Annotated in this window: 14 protein-coding genes; 2 read left to right on the plus strand and 12 right to left on the minus strand. The window is 39.8% G+C overall.

The window, feature by feature from the left end:
• Positions 1 to 22: 22 nt before the first annotated feature.
• From ccoP to ccoN, 4 genes are read right to left on the minus strand one after another with little or no spacing between them, the layout of a single operon-like run.
• Positions 23 to 991 carry a cytochrome-c oxidase, cbb3-type subunit III gene (gene ccoP, locus ACRWQM_RS08600; RefSeq protein ID WP_434931870.1) on the minus strand — a complete coding sequence of 323 codons (969 nt, stop codon included), beginning with the start codon at positions 989 to 991 and terminating at the stop codon, positions 23 to 25.
• 5 nt (positions 992 to 996) lie between these two features.
• On the minus strand, positions 997 to 1,173 hold the full coding sequence (locus tag ACRWQM_RS08605; protein ID WP_226415775.1) for a cbb3-type cytochrome oxidase subunit 3: 177 nt from the start codon (positions 1,171 to 1,173) through the stop codon (positions 997 to 999).
• 9 nt (positions 1,174 to 1,182) lie between these two features.
• Positions 1,183 to 1,797 (minus strand): cytochrome-c oxidase, cbb3-type subunit II, encoded by a 615-nt coding sequence (gene ccoO, locus ACRWQM_RS08610; RefSeq protein WP_226415776.1) that lies wholly within the window; start codon positions 1,795 to 1,797, stop codon positions 1,183 to 1,185.
• A 12-nt stretch (positions 1,798 to 1,809) separates the two neighbouring features.
• Entirely contained in the window at positions 1,810 to 3,243 is a 1,434-nt protein-coding gene (gene ccoN / locus ACRWQM_RS08615) for a cytochrome-c oxidase, cbb3-type subunit I (RefSeq protein ID WP_434926149.1), read from the minus strand.
• Positions 3,244 to 3,500: 257 nt separating this feature from the next.
• On the opposite strand from ccoN, the gene ACRWQM_RS08620 reads away from it, so the two are divergent.
• Positions 3,501 to 3,962 carry a hypothetical protein gene (locus ACRWQM_RS08620; RefSeq protein WP_434931871.1) on the plus strand — a complete coding sequence of 154 codons (462 nt, stop codon included), beginning with the start codon at positions 3,501 to 3,503 and terminating at the stop codon, positions 3,960 to 3,962.
• Here ACRWQM_RS08620 and ACRWQM_RS08625 read toward each other — a convergent pair.
• Positions 3,959 to 5,530, minus strand: a complete 1,572-nt coding sequence (locus tag ACRWQM_RS08625) for a DUF3369 domain-containing protein (RefSeq protein ID WP_434931872.1) — start codon at positions 5,528 to 5,530, stop codon at positions 3,959 to 3,961. The two genes, ACRWQM_RS08620 and ACRWQM_RS08625, sit on opposite strands and share 4 nt — an antisense overlap.
• 187 nt (positions 5,531 to 5,717) lie before the next feature.
• On the opposite strand from ACRWQM_RS08625, the gene ACRWQM_RS08630 reads away from it, so the two are divergent.
• On the plus strand, positions 5,718 to 5,936 hold the full coding sequence (locus ACRWQM_RS08630) for a hypothetical protein (RefSeq protein WP_434926147.1): 219 nt from the start codon (positions 5,718 to 5,720) through the stop codon (positions 5,934 to 5,936).
• A gap of 80 nt (positions 5,937 to 6,016) precedes the next feature.
• Here the strand turns inward: ACRWQM_RS08630 and ACRWQM_RS08635 are convergent, their stop codons facing one another.
• From ACRWQM_RS08635 to ACRWQM_RS08665, 7 genes are all read right to left on the minus strand, one after another.
• Positions 6,017 to 6,145 carry a hypothetical protein gene (locus tag ACRWQM_RS08635; protein WP_264177942.1) on the minus strand — a complete coding sequence of 43 codons (129 nt, stop codon included), beginning with the start codon at positions 6,143 to 6,145 and terminating at the stop codon, positions 6,017 to 6,019.
• A gap of 400 nt (positions 6,146 to 6,545) precedes the next feature.
• A complete protein-coding gene (locus ACRWQM_RS08640) occupies positions 6,546 to 7,271 on the minus strand; it encodes a M48 family metallopeptidase (protein ID WP_434931873.1) in 726 nt (241 codons plus the stop codon).
• A complete protein-coding gene (locus ACRWQM_RS08645) occupies positions 7,271 to 10,423 on the minus strand; it encodes a type I restriction endonuclease subunit R (protein ID WP_434931874.1) in 3,153 nt (1,050 codons plus the stop codon). The genes ACRWQM_RS08640 and ACRWQM_RS08645 overlap by 1 nt, the downstream gene beginning before the upstream one ends.
• A 14-nt stretch (positions 10,424 to 10,437) precedes the next feature.
• The gene (locus ACRWQM_RS08650; protein WP_434931875.1) at positions 10,438 to 12,462 is read right to left on the minus strand and encodes a GmrSD restriction endonuclease domain-containing protein; all 2,025 of its coding nucleotides are present in this window, start codon (positions 12,460 to 12,462) and stop codon (positions 10,438 to 10,440) included.
• Positions 12,455 to 13,879, minus strand: a complete 1,425-nt coding sequence (locus ACRWQM_RS08655) for a DUF262 domain-containing protein (protein ID WP_434931876.1) — start codon at positions 13,877 to 13,879, stop codon at positions 12,455 to 12,457. The genes ACRWQM_RS08650 and ACRWQM_RS08655 overlap by 8 nt, the downstream gene beginning before the upstream one ends.
• 7 nt (positions 13,880 to 13,886) lie before the next feature.
• On the minus strand, positions 13,887 to 15,281 hold the full coding sequence (locus ACRWQM_RS08660) for a restriction endonuclease subunit S (protein WP_434931877.1): 1,395 nt from the start codon (positions 15,279 to 15,281) through the stop codon (positions 13,887 to 13,889).
• A complete protein-coding gene (locus ACRWQM_RS08665) occupies positions 15,278 to 17,794 on the minus strand; it encodes a type I restriction-modification system subunit M (protein WP_434931878.1) in 2,517 nt (838 codons plus the stop codon). The genes ACRWQM_RS08660 and ACRWQM_RS08665 overlap by 4 nt, the downstream gene beginning before the upstream one ends.
• Positions 17,795 to 17,818 lie beyond the last annotated feature (24 nt).

Raw genomic sequence — 17,818 nt, forward strand, 5'->3', positions numbered from 1 at the left:
CTTCACTATTACAGTTATGTAACTATTTGTTTGATAAACTATATACGTAAGCAGTAATTACGTGAACTTTCTCTTCACCTAATATGTCTTTCCATGCTGGCATCACACCAGCACGACCGTATTGTATCGTATGAATAATATCACCACGACTACTACCATATAACCAAATATTGTCAGTTAAGTTAGGCGCACCGATGAACTTATTACCGCCACCGTCCATACCATGACAAGCAAAACAGCCTTTCATAAATGAACCTTGGCCTTGCGCAGCAAGTGTTTCATCATGTTCACCACCAGACAGCTTAACCACATATTCAGCTAAGCCTTTAAACTCGCTTTCTTCAATGGGTAAACCACCTTTAGGGGGCATCATGCCATTACGACCATTCATCAATGTAGTCTTAATGTCTGTTAATTCACCGCCATACAGCCAGTCTTTATCTGTAAGGTTAGGGAAGCCCTTTGAACCACGGGCATCTGAACCATGACATTGCGAACAGTTTTGTAAAAATAGACGACCACCTACTTTCAGTGCTTCTTCATTTTTTACTAGCTCTTCTAAAGGTGTCGCTAAATAGGCATCAAAAATTGGGCCGTATTTTTCGTCAGCATGTGCCACTTCACGGTCATACTGAGATAAACGGTTTTCAGCTTTTGCAGCTTCCAACGCAGCGGCAGAATCAATTTTTATACCTTGTTCTGTACCAATGCTTTGGTTTGAACTGGTCCAGCCAAATAGGCCTTTATAGTTACCAAGTCCTGGGTACATGGCTAAATAAATCAGACCAAAAACGATAGTAATATAGAACATATAAGCCCACCACTTAGGTAGTGGGTTATTGAGCTCTTCAATACCATCGAAACTATGGCCCATTGATTCGCCTTCTTCAATGCCGGTATTATTTTGCGACATTTTACGAAGGATGAAAAAACAGCCTGCAATCACGATTAGTGTGAGTACGGTAATCCAAATACTCCAGAAGTTACTCATAATCATTACTTCTGCTCTCCTGAGTCTTGCGACTTTGTTGGTTTTTCATCATCTGCGAATACTAAGTTAGCCGCTTCGTCAAATTTCGACTTGCTGTGCTTACTGTATGCCCAGAAAAAAATACCCACAAACGTCACCATTACAATAATGGTTAAAATGCCTTGAAAAGTGCCGTAATCCATCATTACCTCCTACTTGAGTGCGTGACCCAAAGACTGTAAGTATGCGATTAGTGCATCCATTTCTGTTTTGCCTTCAACCGCTTTTTGAGCACCGGCCAGTTCTTCTTCGGTGTAAAGTTTATCTTCAGGATGAAAATTACTTAAAATTTCCATTTTCTTCTGGGTCAACTTACCGTCTAAGATATTATCCATAAGCCAAGGAAAACCTGGCATATTTGACTGAGGTACCACATCGCGAGGATTGATTAAATGCACTTCATGCCATTTGTCGCTATAACGACCACCAACACGTGCAAGATCAGGACCTGTACGTTTAGAACCCCATTGGAAAGGGTGATCCCAAACAGATTCACCAGCAACAGAATAGTGACCGTAACGCTCAGTTTCGGCACGTAAAGGACGGATCATTTGGCTGTGACAGTTATAACAACCTTCACGAACGTATATATCGCGACCTTCAATCTGTAATGCAGTATAAGGAATTAATCCTTCTACTGGCTCAGTGGTATCTTTTTGAAAGATAAGCGGGGTAATTTGCACTAAACCACCAAAACTAATGGCGATAACAGTAAATATACCGAGCAAACCGACATTTTTTTCAATTAACTCATGACTAAATTTCATCGTATCTGCTCCTTATGCTTTTGCTTCAGCAAGTGCTGGCAATGAATCTTTAGGTGCTTTAACAGTACGTATTACGTTGTATGCCATAATGAACATACCTGTTAAGAAGAATACACCACCAATAAAGCGAACGAAGTAGAAAGGATAAGATGCTTCTAAGCTTTCAACAAAGCTATAAGTCAATGTACCGTCAGAGTTAACTGCACGCCACATCAGACCTTGCATCACACCAGAAATCCACATAGAAACGATATATAACACAGTACCAATTGTTGCTAGCCAGAAATGCACGTTGACTAAATTAGTGCTGTACATACGACCGTGGCTAAATAACACAGGTATTAAATGATATAAAGAACCGATAGAAACCATAGCTACCCAGCCCAATGCGCCAGAGTGAACGTGACCTACAGTCCAGTCGGTATAATGAGATAACGCATTAACGGTTTTAATTGCCATCATTGGGCCTTCAAAGGTAGACATACCATAGAAAGATAATGACACAACAAGGAAACGAAGCACGGGATCAGTACGCAGTTTATGCCATGCGCCTGATAACGTCATAATACCGTTAATCATTCCGCCCCAAGAAGGTGCGAACAAAATTAACGACATCACCATACCTAAAGACTGAGTCCAGTCAGGTAAAGCGGTGTAATGTAAGTGGTGAGGACCGGCCCAAATATACAATGCTATCAAAGCCCAAAAATGAACGATTGATAGGCGATATGAATAAACAGGACGCCCAGCTTGCTTAGGTACGAAGTAATACATCATACCAAGGAAACCCGCTGTTAATAAGAAACCAACCGCATTATGGCCATACCACCATTGCACCATTGCATCTACTGCTCCTGAGTAAATTGAGTATGACTTAGTCAGACTCACAGGAACCGCCATTGAGTTAACAATGTGTAACACCGCAACCGTTATGATGAATGCGCCAAAGAACCAGTTCGCCACATAAATGTGCGAGGTCGTTCTTTTAACAATAGTGCCAAAAAAGACTATCGCATAAGATACCCAAACAATGGTAATCGCGATATCAATAGGCCACTCTAATTCAGCATACTCTTTACCCTGGGTGAAACCCATAGGTAATGTTATCGCAGCAGATAGAATAATTAATTGCCAACCCCAGAAAGTAAATGCGGCTAATTTAGGCGCAAATAAACGGGTTTGACAGGTACGTTGTACAACATAGTAGGATGTAGCGAAAAGAGCTGAAGTACCGAACGCGAAAATTACGGCATTGGTGTGTAGTGGTCGTAAACGACTATACGTTAACCAAGGCGTGTCGAAGTTCAGTTGCGGCCAGATTAACTGAGCAGCAATCAATACACCTACTGACATACCAACAATACCCCACAAAACTGTGGTTAAGGCAAATTGGCGGACAATAGTGTAATTGTAATCAGCGCCTGTAGACTGGGAATGGTTCATCATAATGCTTCCACGGCTTATTACTTATTGGCAAAGTTAGACTTTACCGGTTGAGTAGACAATATCTGCTTAAATAAGACTTACTGTCTTGTTTATCAAGTACTGTCAAGGTGTTGACACGCGAAATAGCTATCAAACGCGTGGTGGTGCAATGATACTTGAGCTAGATCAAAAAAGAAACTTAACTCGAGTGTAGAATCTTGATCTAGATCAATGTCTGAAAGATAATGTTATCAATTTGAATAATTAGGTTAAATATTGTGCTAGAGAAGTCACTTTTAGGTATTTTTTTATTTTCACTATGTTTTTTAATAGCATGCGACTCCAATAAAGTTGAAGTTGAATCATCTTTTAAAGCCGATACCAGTTTGTGCGACTTTTATACGGGGTCTTGTAATCAGAAAGTTGATAATGTTGAAGTTCAGCTAACATTTAAGCAGCCAAATGCACCAAGTGAATCACCAATAGATCTTTCAATACAATTTTCAACCCCGGTCACAGATGTCAAAATGACAGTGGAAGGACGTGATATGTTTATGGGTATTATTCCGGTCTTTTTACAAAAGACCAACTCTCAATCATTTGATGCTCAATTGATATACGGTTCTTGCAGCAGCAATTATATGGTTTGGCGTGCAAACGTGTCATTTGAACATGAAGGTATTTCTCGTTCTGTTTGGTTCGATTTTCTTGCTGATGCGCAACACAAATCAGCTAATTAACAATCTAACCAATGTGTTTTTATACTTTCAAATATTGTTATGTTATCAATAAACAAGGTTAATAAGTCGGGATCAAAATGGCTGGCAGAATTCCTTCTCATTTCTGCTAATACCTCATCTAAAGGCCAGGCTTCCTTGTAGCACCGTTTATGCGCTAATGCATCAAACACGTCAGCAATAGCCACAATTCTAGCAAAAATATGAATATCCGTGCCTGAAATACCTTGGGGGTAACCTGAACCGTCATATTTTTCATGATGTTGTAAGGATATAATTGCCGCGGCTTTTAAAATAGGTCGCTCTGAATTAGCTAAAATTTGATAACCAATAGTAGGGTGTTGCTTCATAATATCCCATTCATCACCATCCAATTTACCGGGTTTAAGCAGCACGTAATCTGGGGTGGCAATTTTGCCAACATCATGCATAGGGGAAGCGCGTTTAATTAAATCAGCGTCTCTTTCTGATAATCCAGCCAATAGCGCTAACTCATAGCAATATTCAGCCATACGTTTAACATGATTTGCGGCTTCCTTAGAGCGGCTTTCAACCACATCACCAAGACGCAGGATTAACTCAGATTGCGTATCTTCGACCTCTTGATTCAATAGTAAGTTCTCAAATGCCACCCCCACATTGATAGCAAAAATATCAACAAGCTTCTTATCAAGGTCACTAATTTTATCAATGCCGTCCATATATAAAATATTAATCCATTGACTTGACTTGGTTGGAAAATAGCCAATAAAGCAATTATTTTCATAAAGACATTTTCTCTCATCTAATGCTTTATTGAGTAACGAGATAATATCTTCAGGTAATGCTGTTTCATCACAACCTTGAAAGCGGCCTGTACCGGCAAGAATTTCAAAATTTTTACTGTCAACATGGCCACTCATTGCATCAATTGCATTACAGGTTAACAAAAGAGTCTCATTACTTAAATTAAGTAGCGATGCCACTTGATTCAATAATCCATCAGCAAAACGGTGTAAGGTACGTAGCTCAAATAAACCAGATGTTGCTTGTAAAACCCTTTCTAAACCTTGCCGATGTTGTGCCTGGGATATTCTGGCTTGCTCAATTTCCATAATATCGCGATAAGAGCGCAGGGCAGAGTACACGCTGGTCATTAACTTGCGGGCATCAAGTTCAGCTTTTGCTTTATAGTCATTGATATCGTAATTAACAATCACATCTTCTTCTGGTGCCTGGCCAGGTTGGCCGGTACGTAAAATAATCCTCATGGTTCGATTATTAAAATCTTCACGGATCCATTTAATTAACTCTAACCCTGCATGATCACTTTCCATCACAACATCGATAAATGCTATCGCAATATCATTTTCATGTTGTAACAACTCCTTAGCTTGCAACCCACTGTAAGCATTTATAAATACCAGCGATCGCCCATCTAACTTAAACCGAGATAGTGCCAGTTTAGTCACTGAATGAATATCTGGTTCATCGTCAACAATTAGAATTTTCCAAGGTGGAAGCGATGGTGGTTGGTCTTTATCGGTTCTTTCTGAAAACAAAGGTTTTTTCTTCCCAATATCAAAAAGCATTTGCTCACCTCTCTTACCGAAAATTGTGAAGACGAATCTATTTTTTAACTCAGATTAAGTGTAGACCAGATATTAATTAATAAAACAAAATGAATTTAAAAACAAAACTATTTTAAAGTTAGATAAATGCATTTGATAATCATTCTCAAATACATATAATAGATTAATGACTCGGATGGGGATGAATATGAAAAACGTTAATATTGGTTTAAGTGAGCATAAAATTGCACAGTTGATTAACGAAGGTCACTTATGTGCCGCCGACATTCAATGCTTAGATAAAGCAAGCAAACAGATTATTTGGCAGCTGTGCCTGTGGTGTTGTCAGAACAGAATTCATTGTCAGAACATCAGTTGTCATTCATCACTAGTGGAGTCTAATAACGAGGCCAAAGTCTTGGTGTAGTCTTAGTCACATTCATATCCTTTCTCAAGCGCTGTAATATGGCTGAGCGTACTTATGATACTGATAAAGCATTGAATCTTTTATACGGGCGCCACAACAAATCGTTTCACATTCTGGCGCAGTAGCGGTTCAACACTCGAGTAAAGGTAGTCACGGGCAAGTCCAAGATAAACCCCAGCGACAATATGATGATTGTCATAAGCCGTCATGCAATGACCAATACGATTCGTTATTCATTGCATGTGAGCACTGCAACGGCCATTCGAGTTTAATCACAGAAGAAGCGCCATTTAGGCACAAATAGCCCCCATCACCACGCCCATACATAACTGCGCACAATGTATATTATGTTAAATAGGATATTTGTGTATTACTATAACGTCCCTACATCTTGTGGCTTGTCATACCAAATGACTTTTGCCTCACTTAGTGACTTTGGCGTTTTAGTTTTTACAATCAGATAGTTATATTGATATTAACGATTTGTTTGCCCTGTTACGGTGCAAACATCTATTCAGAGCGCTTTTTGTTGTCTGTTTTTACCACCTGACTTTTTAAAATCCTGTGGTATGTTTTTTGTCGTTAGACCTACTTTATAAAGCCTGGTGTCTAGTAACTCCAATCTTCATATGCCAATGGCAAGCTGTTTAATAAGTTTCGTCTTTCTCTCCAATTAGGAAGATGCTTATCCATAATCCCTTTGAACCGTTCATTATGATGACGCTCAATTAAATGCACCAATTCATGGACCAGAATAAACTCTATGCATTCCACGGGTTTTTTGGCTAACTCCAAATTAATCCACAGGCTTTTTGCTTCAATATTGCAGCTGCCCCATTTGGTTTTCATTTTCTTAATGCCGACAGTTGTCGGTTCAACATTCAGTCTCTGTTGCCAATAAGGTAGCAACTTGGAAATAGTCTTTTGCACTTGCTGACGGTATAAACCATTCAATAACTTCAATCGGTTATCTGCTGTTGTATTATCCGCTACTAGTAACTCAATGATGCTATTGCCTTTAATAGATACTTTGTGTTTACCAGAGGTTTTTACTATATCTAGGCGATGTTGTTTTCCCCATAGATAATGGCTTTCGCCACTGACCATTTCGCGAATTGATTGACGAGGCTGTGCCTCAAAATCCGCTTGCTGCTTCTTAATCCATGCCAATTTATTAATAACCGCAAGACGAACGGCTTGTTCACTGGCACCCATAGGCACAGACATTCTTACTCGTCCATTGGGTGGCAATACGCTTAAATGCAAATTTTTAATCGCCTTACGATTGACTTGCACTTCAATGCCACCAATCTGAATGACCTCACTAGACGACATTAATAGTATTCCTTTTGTGCCTTAATAAGTGCCATCACCGTTTCTATATCTACATCATAACCAGCTGTTTCTTGCCTAACCGCATTAGCGATTTCTCGTTCTTTAAATCTATCGCCTAACCATTCTGCTTTTTTTGTCTCGCGTACAGCGGTATCTATTTTGGCAGTAAGCGTTTCATCATTGCCAAAATTATCATAAAGTGCCTGTTTCGCAGCCGAATCAACGGTGCTTGGATACGTTGAACTTCTGTTATCACTTGGGTTAACCACTTTTTTGGCTAATTCACGAATTTGCTCTAAGTACTCTTGATAATTAAGGGCTTTTTCACGTCGCTGTTTAATTATTTCATCAAGTAATGCTGACATTTGTTCAAAATATTTTGGGTTAACCGGGTTTTCATCAACAATGGTTTTACGAACGTTATTCTCAATAGCTTCTGCCATTGCTTCACCATCATTGCGTAAATCTTCAGGTAAAGCGCCTAGACCCGCACCATTATTATTCACAACCAAATCAATGAGGCCTAGCTCTTCAAAATCCATTAACAGTTCGCTGTCATCCGCTCTGATGTACATGTCTAATAGCTGACGCATTGCAGGCTCAAACCGCTTCATTTCAAGTAAATCACCACTGGCCAGTTTTACTTCGTCGCGCACTTTCTCATAGTAAATGACTTCTTGTTTAATCTTATCGGCATTCTCTGCCAAATACCCTGCTTGTTCCATTTCATTGGCTAGGTTTGCATAAGCCCTTAATAACTTAGCAACAGCTTGATACAGCGTTAAACGCAGTGCCTCTTTTTCGCTTCGCTCATCTACATCTGTTGGTTCTACGCCGGATTCGCCACAAAAGAAGTGAATAAAATCTCTGGTATTACGAGGTGCTTTTACCGGTTCACATAATGCGCGCACGGTTTCTAATGCATTATCCAAGTCTTCACGGGCTTGTACTAAACGGTCTTTCAACAGCCCCGCTACATCGGCTTCGTCGTATCCATCAAATGCTTCTGCGGTATAGTCTTTAATCGCTTTATCGAGTGAACGGAATAAATCTTTATAATCGATAATATAGCCATACTCTTTATCTTCTCCGTCTAGTCGGTTAACTCGACAAATGGCCTGAAACAAATTGTGATCAGCCATATTTTTATCGATGTAAAGATAAGTCGCTGATGGCGCATCGAAACCCGTTAGTAATTTATCGACAACAATCAATAAGCGCATTTGGCCAGGTTCTTTAATAAAGCGCTGCTTTACAGATATTTCAAACTCTTCGACTCGTTTGGCGGCTTCATCTTCACTTTGCTCAAAGTAATCGGCTAGCATCTTGCGATAAGTTTCATATTTAAATATCTTTTCAGTTCGCCCCTCACCAGACTCTTCACCTTTTATGGTGCTCGCACTTGGCAAATAGCTGGTAACAATGGCACATTTACCCGCTAAGTCCGTCTTGCTAAAAAGGTCGTACACCACACAAGCCTGATGAACACTGGCGCAAACCAACATGGCATTACCTCTACCAGAGAGTAAGGCAGGTTTGATTTCCATATCCATTAAAATATCGCTAACAATTTGTTCTAGACGCGACTTACTCGACAGCACCTTTTGCATCGTGCCCCACTTTTGCTTAAGCTGCATTCTAGCCAGGTTTGAAATGCCTTTTGTTTTAGCTTCAAACCATTGGTCTACTTTTTTAGGCGAGGTTAAATGCTGGTCAATGTCTCTCGCTTCGTAGCGTAAATCCAAAACCACACCGTCACTTACCGCTTCATTAAATTTGTAGGTATGAATATAAGGGCCAAACACTTCTAAAGATTTCTTCTTATCTTTTTTCATCAGTGGCGTACCGGTAAAACCGATAAACATGGCCTGTGGAAGAATCGCTTTCATCGCGGTATGCAACTTGCCAGACTGAGTTCGATGACATTCATCAACAAACACAAACAAATTACCTTTGGCACTAAAATCACCCGTTACACATTCTGTTATCGCATCGATAAAGTCTGTTGCTGCAGCATCATCATTTTCATCGTCAATAAGCTCACCGTTTCGGCCAAACTTATGTACCAAAGAGCATAATAGCCAAGGGTTGGGTTTATTGAGTGTGAGTACCAAGTCTTGACCACTTTTAGTTCGATAGATTTCTTCATCAACACCAGAAAAGACTTTTTCGATTTGTTCATCCAACTCAGTACGATCAGTAACAATCAATACCCTAGAATCTTTTACATTTTCACGTATCCACTTGGCAAGCCACACCATGGTTAAGCTTTTGCCAGAACCTTGAGTGTGCCAAATAATCCCGCCTTGTTTATTGTTCGTTAGCGAAACAACATGCTTTTTAGCCGCTTGAATGCCAAAGAATTGATTGTGGCGACAGGTCTTTTTAACCCCAGCATCAAACACGATAAAGTCATGGATTAATTCAAGAAAACGTTGCTTGTCACACAGTTGTGCTAAGTGAGTATCAAGAATGGTTTTGGATTCTATATGCTCGCGAGGAAGCGCATCCACGCCTGGTGATTCCTTCCACTCTAAATAATATTTCTCAGTGGTTTCTATGGTGCCGTAACGCAGACCTTGGGTATCATTACCTGCCATCACCAACTGCATAGTGGTAAAAAAATTGCGAATAAACGCCTTTTTTTGATTATCCAGATTTTGGCGAATACCTTCACTCACAGACACAGACGAGCGCTTTAATTCAATCACCCCAAGGGCAATGCCATTGACGTAAATGACAAGATCAGGCCGTTTCTTTAGTTCGCCTTTTACCGTCACTTCTTCGGCAATAGCAAAATCATTAGCCTCTGGGTTCAGCCAATCAATTAACCACACGGTTTGATTTTGCTCACCAGCGCCCTCTTTCTCTTTAACCCCATAACGCAGTAAGCGATACACCTCTTTGTTGGCATCAAACAGTTTTTTACCTTCACCCAGCGCCGTTGCAATATCTAACTTACGTAATGCGCGCTTAATAAGGGGTTCAGATACGCCTCTGTCTTGCAGCCAATTGGCTAGAATATGGCTTTCAACATTGCGATTATCTTGTTTGTCCTTCCAATCGCCTAAATAGCGATAACCCAATTGGTGTTGAAAAAAGTCAACCACACGGTTTTGGGTGGCACGTTCCTTTTGGCCTACTGTGCTCATATTACGTCCTTTAGTTATTTGATCGCGACTTTAGTCGAAGCGCAAAGGATTACTAACATGTCGTCACCATGGGATTCAATTTCGTCAACACTCCAATGGTCAGCAGCTTTCGTAAGCTTAATCATCTTGTAAAGTTTTAAGCTATCGATACGTTTTTGACTAATGTTAGCTTCAAAGTGGGCAAGTTTAGCTTTGGGTGGAAAATTACTTAATCGCGAATTTTTACTGTGGCTAATTAAGCAAAGATTACCGAATTTATGCAGCGATTTACTTTTTAGTGGCAAAAAACCATCCATTGGATGTTGAGGATAAAAATGTTCGACTGAACTTCTAAATGTAAACTCAAATTCTTTGACCACAGGATCTTTATTTTTTTCTTTTTGCCATAACAAATAATCTAGGTAGTTAAATACAAAGTTGTTCTCAATCCCGCCAAATTGCAACTTGTTCAGATCAATGTGTTTAGGTTGGATATTTTTAGGAGAATGAGAAGGCTTAGTTAAATAAATCATATCGTAATAAGATTGACCTTCACCTTTTGCTAAGAACCTATCAAATACAAATTTCTTTGCTGTTCTTTGCAAATGTTTCAAGTAGGGCTTAGCCTCAACAGAATTTTTCTCATACAAATAATACAAAGTCGCATTCAACCAATGCTTATAAACCAGTGTTGGTGTCGATACATGAAATGCAGCAAGCAACATCAAACATTGTCGATTTGTACCTTCGTAGTTGTTTTCGTCTTCTGTATTTGTACCAGTAGTATCATCAAAACTATTAATAAAACTTACACTAGTATCGGAATACCATTTTAAACGCTTCATGCTCCAACGGTCTTTACCTTGGCTAAATTCTCGCTTAATCACATACTGATCAAATAGGTATTTGCATTTAAGTAATGCATATAAAAAATCTTTAACGTAATCAATTGGGTAATCAGTATTAATCAAATGTTCGTCAAATTGTGTAATAAGTTGTTTGTCATCAAGCGCTACGTCTTCTTCGGTATAGACACGTAAAACATGAAGCAAAAAATTAGAAAAATTAATCACACTATTAAATCGATCCGGTACATCTTCATCAATTACGGATGCAGATTTACCTGCAATGGCAGGCTTGGATATAATATCAACCAAAGACATAGATACATGTGTCGATTTTTTTGATTCTTTACCTAAAATTTCAGCTAAATCATCAAAACCGTCAACCGTAAACTGCCCCCAGTCATTTTTGCCAAAAATTTTATGCCGTTGTTCTGGAGTAAATCCATATTGTATATAACGTTCCATATTGGAACAAGCTTCCCAAACGCTATGTAGTGCATGCATTGCATGTTGCTTTTCATCGGTATCATCAATGTCATTTAGTACTGACATCAATTTTGCTTTCAATACTTCATGCTTTTCAAGTTGCTCACCACGATTGTTCATTACTTCAAAGTAGTGGTTTAAATCGGTATCTTCTGGTACTTCTACGCGCATGATTTGTACTTGATCAAATAAGTAATCGGTAAATCCATGCAAGTCATTTATTTTCAATTGGTTAGTGCTTAAGGCTTTATGGATTAATGCATATCCATTAACAATAGATTCATTATAGACCCCACTATTTAACAGGTGTAGTGCTTTGCCCTGTGCCAATGCTGTAAATGTATCGCTAGATTTTGGTCTGCTTTCAAAACTGATATTTGCTTTTGTGTACCAAGCCATATTGGGAAATTTTTTAGAAGACCCACTGTCTTTTTCAGCTACCGAGCAATTCTTTAAATAAGTTGCTAATAGCGATAATGTGGTAAAGCGCTGTTGTCCATCAATGACTTCATATCTTCCGTCTTTACGCTTAAAAACGACAAGCGTTCCAATGTAATAACGGTCATTGTTTTTTTCTTTGTAATCAACAACATCCTGAATTAGTTGATTAATTTCAGCTTCACCCCAAGCATAATTACGTTGGTACATAGGCACAAGGTAGTTAGCATCGTCTTGAAGTAATGCCTTAACTGAAAGCGCTTCAATTGCTTCACTGCGTAAGTTACTCATAGTAGTTCATTCCTTTAAACAACTTTACAAGCGGGTCAGTAGCAAAACTACCCTTACGTAAATTATTTTTATTATCAGCATTGGTAAGAGTGTTTAAACTTATTGTCAGCACATCTGCAGGTTTAGTGGCATCTTTAATCGTGCGAAACAGATTATTGGCCAGAACATGGTTATCCATTGTGGCTAGCTGTAATACTTGTTGTTTAATGCGCAGTGAATAGGCCCAAATAAATAGTTTTTCTATCGCCATGGATAGTTGCGCATTTGCAAATTTGTCGATGTAAAAAATTAAAGCACAGTCAAACATAGAGCGAACATATTGATCCCCAGTACGTTTCCTGGCGGAATACTCATTTAATGTTTTAAGAATTTTTTGAGCGTTATCAGTTAGGTGATGTCCGCATAATGAATGTGATGATTGATGCTCCCCATCTACAATCATCCCGACTTGACGTTGGTAATGTGCTGCCATTTCAAAAAAACGTCGGCCATTAATAATCATTTGGTCTAAGTGAAACGGGAAAGACTTGTATTGACCATCTATTTTTCGATGATATTGCGAATTATATTCATCAATATAATGATGTGCGATACGCAAAGATTCTACGTAAGGGTAATGTTCGATATCGTCTATGTTAACGCCCTTAAACAAATCAACATCATTCTTGCCAAAATAACGGGCAGAATGTCCAGAAGCCCAATGACGAATACGATATAAATATTCGGCAAATAATGAAGCAAGCTCATCACTTTCTAAGGCTTCCCAACTCGCGACAGTGAGACCTTTTAAATCATTTTCGTGCTCACTAAATTCGCGTAAATGAAATGCTTTTAATAAGTCGTGGGGTTCTAAATCTCTACCCCTCGCATTTTGCGAATCAAAGAACTGAAAGGCTTCTGAAATATCATTCAACGTAAAAGTTACCACCTCACACTTATTCAATAAAAAGTCGATATGGGTTTCAGTAAAATCGTGGCGGCTAACTAAACGTTTTAATTCAAGGTAATTTTGGTGCAAATTCCGTTTACTTATATCACTATCAAACGCTTGTTTTTGAATAAACTTAGACACAAATAAGTCCAGTTGAGTTAACTGGTCTGTCAAATCTTTGCGTTCTAGCTTCGCTAGGCGTTGTTCAATAATGGCATGTACGGCTAAAACTAATGTCAAGGTACGTTGTTGACCATCGACAATATTCAATGAGTTAACTTTGGTTGTCCTTTTTTGCTTATCTTGATGAAATACGACAGTCCCTAAGCGATATGCTGATTGATTTTGGTGTACATCAAGATCATTAAACAACTGGTTAATATTAACAGATGTCCATTTATAGGGACGTTGGTAAGTTGGGATCGTCAGCGTCAATTTCAATAACTCACCAACAGTTTTGATGTCCTTATCTAAAGCGTTTGCCATTTCTGTGCTATTCCTTATCAGCTATTTTATCAAACGGTAAACGGGTTTTGCCCGTGAGCAGTTCTTGCATCATGCCTTGTTTGATTTGGCGGGTTTTGCTGAGGCGTTGTTCAAGGGTTTGGATCTCGTTATCCATGTCCGAGAGGATAGTACCAATAACGGTTTGTTCACCTTTTGAACTGGGCAACGGTATTAAAACTTTATTTAAATGGAACGGCCCAAAATTTGGTTGAGCACCACCTGTTATCATCAAATCTATCTGGTCTTTGAAAAATTTTGATCTCAAATAAACAGTCATATATAACTGTTCAATATCGGATTTTGCTTTGAACCTTATAACACTCGTATTCATTAAAAGTGGCAAATCAATTTCGCGAACGATTGACGATTTACAATAAGAATTCCCAGAACTGGCTATCACTAAATCACCGTCATCACATAAAAAGTGTTTATATGTTTTTTCACATTCTTCCCATGTAATATGCCTATCTGTTTTATCTAAATTTAACTTCCCTGTCTCTTGAAGGTTTGTAACATTAATTACTTTCAAGCCTTTATTAGTAAATTGCCAATTTCTTAAGCCCGGCCCTTCTTGATACCAAATTACATCAGGTAACTTTACAACCTCCCAATCTTCTGGGATTTCGCCTAGCTCGCTGAGTTTGGTGCTTTTACGCTTACCTTCGACAGCGTCTTCTGTACTGTTAATATCCGAATAAAAGGCAAACTGCGGTAAACGGGTTTTGCCTGTGAGCAGTTGCTGCATGGTGGCGGTTTTAATCGCCTGCTTTTTGGCGATGAGGTTTTCTAATTCGGTTACCAGCACATCCACATCGGATAAGGCATTAGCAATAGCGGTCTGTTCGCACATATTCTGACTAAAAGCAAAACTCATATTCTTTACTTGAGAAAAGTTTAAGCCTTCACGATTTCCGCCAGCCTGGTAGCTGTCTATTTGATTTTGTCCTAAGTCGGAGTTTATTAATGTTTGAAGTAAATAAGATTCTACTTTTGAGGGTATTACACGAATGATACAAACATGCTGATTTACATTGCCACCAGTTAGAGCCAGTGATGCTAAGGCACACCTTCCAATTGATGCACCTGTTATATTGAGTAATACATCATTGGTCTTTATTTCTGAACCAGTAAATGTCGCATGAGTAGCCTCAGTTATGAAAGCTAAATCTGTTAATCTTAAATTTCCAGTCCCCACGTTTTGACTGCGAACAAAAGGTATTCCACTATCAACATAAACTGATGAACCTCCTGTTGGGGTTTTGCCACTTCCAGCTTTGGTAGTGAAGTCTCCAATACTCAAAATATACCAATCTTCAGGAATCAACCCGATTTCAGTTTGTTTATACCCTTCTGGTATTACTTGGTTTTCAGCTTGACTCATAGCGTCCACTCCAAACCCATGGCTTTGAGGTGGTTAGCCACTTTATCGCTTAACGTCTCAACTGATTTTGTGAGTGTGGGCAATGGCGTGTTATAACGCTCTTCCAGCTCTTTTACGCGGTTGGCCATTTGTTGGGTAACACGCTCAATTTCAGCAATGATGTTGGCTTGTAGTGTGGCTAGCCATTTGTCATCGACAATCAGCGTTTTGATATCCTCAAGTGTAAGTTTGGGATATTGGTTAAATACCGCAAAATCTAGCAATTCTTGTGCTTCTTTCACTGCTTTTTTAGCGTTGGCGTCAGAGGAAAACAATTTAGTGGCATGTCGAAGGGCTTTTAATTCTTCGGAGTCGGTTGCCACTTTAAGGCGCGAAGCGACACTGGCTTTGGTGATTTTGTCTTTGTCATTTAAAGCATCAACGAGCAAGCCGTCATCGCTACTGCCAGAGCCTATTGAAGAGTTCTCCTCAAGGTAAGCTTCAAGCGTTTGAGTGGCTTCATCTTGTTTGGCTTGCAGTGTATCGACTTTGGCTTGTTCAGCGGCAAAGTAGCGTGCCACGATTAAACGCGGTGGAATAAGCTCGGCCTTATACTTCTTTTTATTGACGATTAAGTCAGGCGTTTCTTTACTTTTAGCTGACTTATCGCCTTTGGTTACCACTAATTCACCCAAGGTGTTACCCGAGAGCCAACCATCTTGAATAAGCACGTAGACATCGTCTTGCAGTGTGCCGCTCCAGTAATCCATTAAGATCTGGTAAATGTCGTACTTACTGAGTAATTCACTGTTAGCGTAGGCGGCTAACAGGTTTTCTGAAATGTCGTGAATGAGCTCTTTAGGGCTATCGCCTAGGCTGATTTCAGTTAGCGCGGCTTGCTTCACCCAGGCTTTAAAGGGCAATAAACTGCGCGCGGCAAAGTCTTTAAACTCTTGATGGGCAAGAATGCTAGCTTTAACATTGCTGGCCTCTATCATGCCGTGGCTGTAGCCTTCTCGCGGGGTATGTTCGGGGTTACGGCCAAACAAGGTGGCACGAATGCTGGGGAATACTTGCCAAAAATTTTCGAGAGCATCGATATCACGATTGGGAATGCCGCCTTGTAAATGGGCACTTAAATCGTGCAAGTCTTCGGGTTCAGATGAGTCGATATAGCGCGGTATATTGAGGTTGTAATCATTTTTAGCTATTTCATCTATCGGCACTAAACGGCTAAAACGTTCGAGTTCTATGCCTTTATTAAACACATCGACAACTTTATGAATGTCTTGGCTGCGCAGGCGGTTTTTGTTGCCATCTTTAATAAAGCCCTTACTGGCATCAATCATAAAGATTGACCGACCTGCGATGGCGATGTCTGTTTGGCCAGTTGTTGCAGGCTTATTTGACAGCACAGCCTTTTGAGCATGCTCTTTATCGATGATGATAATACAGGCAGGAATACCAGTACCGTAAAACAGGTTAGCAGGCAGACCAATAATGCCCTTAATGTAACCTTGTTTAATTAAGTTTTGGCGGATATTGGCTTCGGCATTGCCACGGAATAACACCCCGTGAGGCAAAATGACCGCGCCTTTACCGGTACTTTTTAAACTGGTGATAATGTGCAGTAAAAAGGTGTAATCACCATTTTTTTCAGGTGGGATACCCCAGGTAAAACGACCATAGAGATCGCTTTGCGGGTTTAAGCCGCTGGTCCAGTTTTTATTTGAAAATGGCGGGTTAGCCACAGCAAAGTCGAAGGTTTTGAGTTTATCGGAGGCATCTTTCCATTCTGGTGATGATAAGGTATTGCCTTTAACTATTTTAGCTGTTTCATTGTTGTGCAAAATCATGTTCATGCGAGCAAGTGCACTGGTGGCGTTATCCATTTCTTGACCAAAAATAGATAAACCACGGGGCGCTTCATGGCTGGCTTTTAATAGCAAAGAGCCAGAACCACAAGTAGGATCGTAAACGGTGGCGTCTTGTGAGGTATCTTTGGTAATGCCAACCACTTTAGCCAATATTTGCGAGACTTCTGAGGGGGTATAAAACTGCCCTTTTGATTTACCCGACTCGGTGGCAAAGTGACGCATTAAATATTCATAGGCATCGCCGAGTAAGTCGTCACCTTCGGCGCGATTGCCAGACAAATCTAAGCCTTGGAAAATTCCTACCAGTTTAGTGAGACGGTCAACCATCTCTTTGCCTTTGCCAAGTTTGTCTTCATCGTTAAAGTCGGCAACGTCAATAATGCCTTTAAGATCGTTTTCTTCAGCAAGTGCTGCAATGATTTTGTTAATCTTGTCGCCAATTTCTTTATCGTTTTTAGCCGCTATCATGTCATCGAACGTGGCGCCTTTAGGCACCACTATCATGCCATAGGGGTCGCCTTTGAACTTGTCTGAAACGTATTTCATGAACAACATGGTCAGCACATAATCTTTATACTGGCTGGCATCCATACCGCCACGCAATTCGTCACAGCTTGCCCATAATGATGAATACAGTTCGTTCTTTTTAATGGCCATGAGGCTTTCCTATCAATGAATTTG

Origin of the sequence: Shewanella sp. HL-SH5 (assembly GCF_051163755.1) — a bacterium.
Taxonomy (GTDB): domain Bacteria; phylum Pseudomonadota; class Gammaproteobacteria; order Enterobacterales; family Shewanellaceae; genus Shewanella; species Shewanella glacialimarina.

Excerpts from the sequence above, each read along its gene's own strand:
- ccoP (WP_434931870.1), bottom strand. The coding sequence starts at position 991 with ATGAGTAACTTCTGGAGTATTTGGATTACCGTACTCACACTAATCGTG.
- ACRWQM_RS08605 (WP_226415775.1), bottom strand. The coding sequence starts at position 1,173 with ATGGATTACGGCACTTTTCAAGGCATTTTAACCATTATTGTAATGGTG.
- ccoO (WP_226415776.1), bottom strand. The coding sequence starts at position 1,797 with ATGAAATTTAGTCATGAGTTAATTGAAAAAAATGTCGGTTTGCTCGGT.
- ccoN (WP_434926149.1), bottom strand. The coding sequence starts at position 3,243 with ATGATGAACCATTCCCAGTCTACAGGCGCTGATTACAATTACACTATT.
- ACRWQM_RS08625 (WP_434931872.1), bottom strand. The coding sequence starts at position 5,530 with ATGCTTTTTGATATTGGGAAGAAAAAACCTTTGTTTTCAGAAAGAACC.
- ACRWQM_RS08630 (WP_434926147.1), top strand. The coding sequence starts at position 5,718 with ATGAAAAACGTTAATATTGGTTTAAGTGAGCATAAAATTGCACAGTTG.
- ACRWQM_RS08635 (WP_264177942.1), bottom strand. The coding sequence starts at position 6,145 with ATGACGGCTTATGACAATCATCATATTGTCGCTGGGGTTTATCTTGGA.
- ACRWQM_RS08640 (WP_434931873.1), bottom strand. The coding sequence starts at position 7,271 with ATGTCGTCTAGTGAGGTCATTCAGATTGGTGGCATTGAAGTGCAAGTC.
- ACRWQM_RS08645 (WP_434931874.1), bottom strand. The coding sequence starts at position 10,423 with ATGAGCACAGTAGGCCAAAAGGAACGTGCCACCCAAAACCGTGTGGTT.
- ACRWQM_RS08650 (WP_434931875.1), bottom strand. The coding sequence starts at position 12,462 with ATGAGTAACTTACGCAGTGAAGCAATTGAAGCGCTTTCAGTTAAGGCA.
- ACRWQM_RS08655 (WP_434931876.1), bottom strand. The coding sequence starts at position 13,879 with ATGGCAAACGCTTTAGATAAGGACATCAAAACTGTTGGTGAGTTATTG.
- ACRWQM_RS08660 (WP_434931877.1), bottom strand. The coding sequence starts at position 15,281 with ATGAGTCAAGCTGAAAACCAAGTAATACCAGAAGGGTATAAACAAACT.
- ACRWQM_RS08665 (WP_434931878.1), bottom strand. The coding sequence starts at position 17,794 with ATGGCCATTAAAAAGAACGAACTGTATTCATCATTATGGGCAAGCTGT.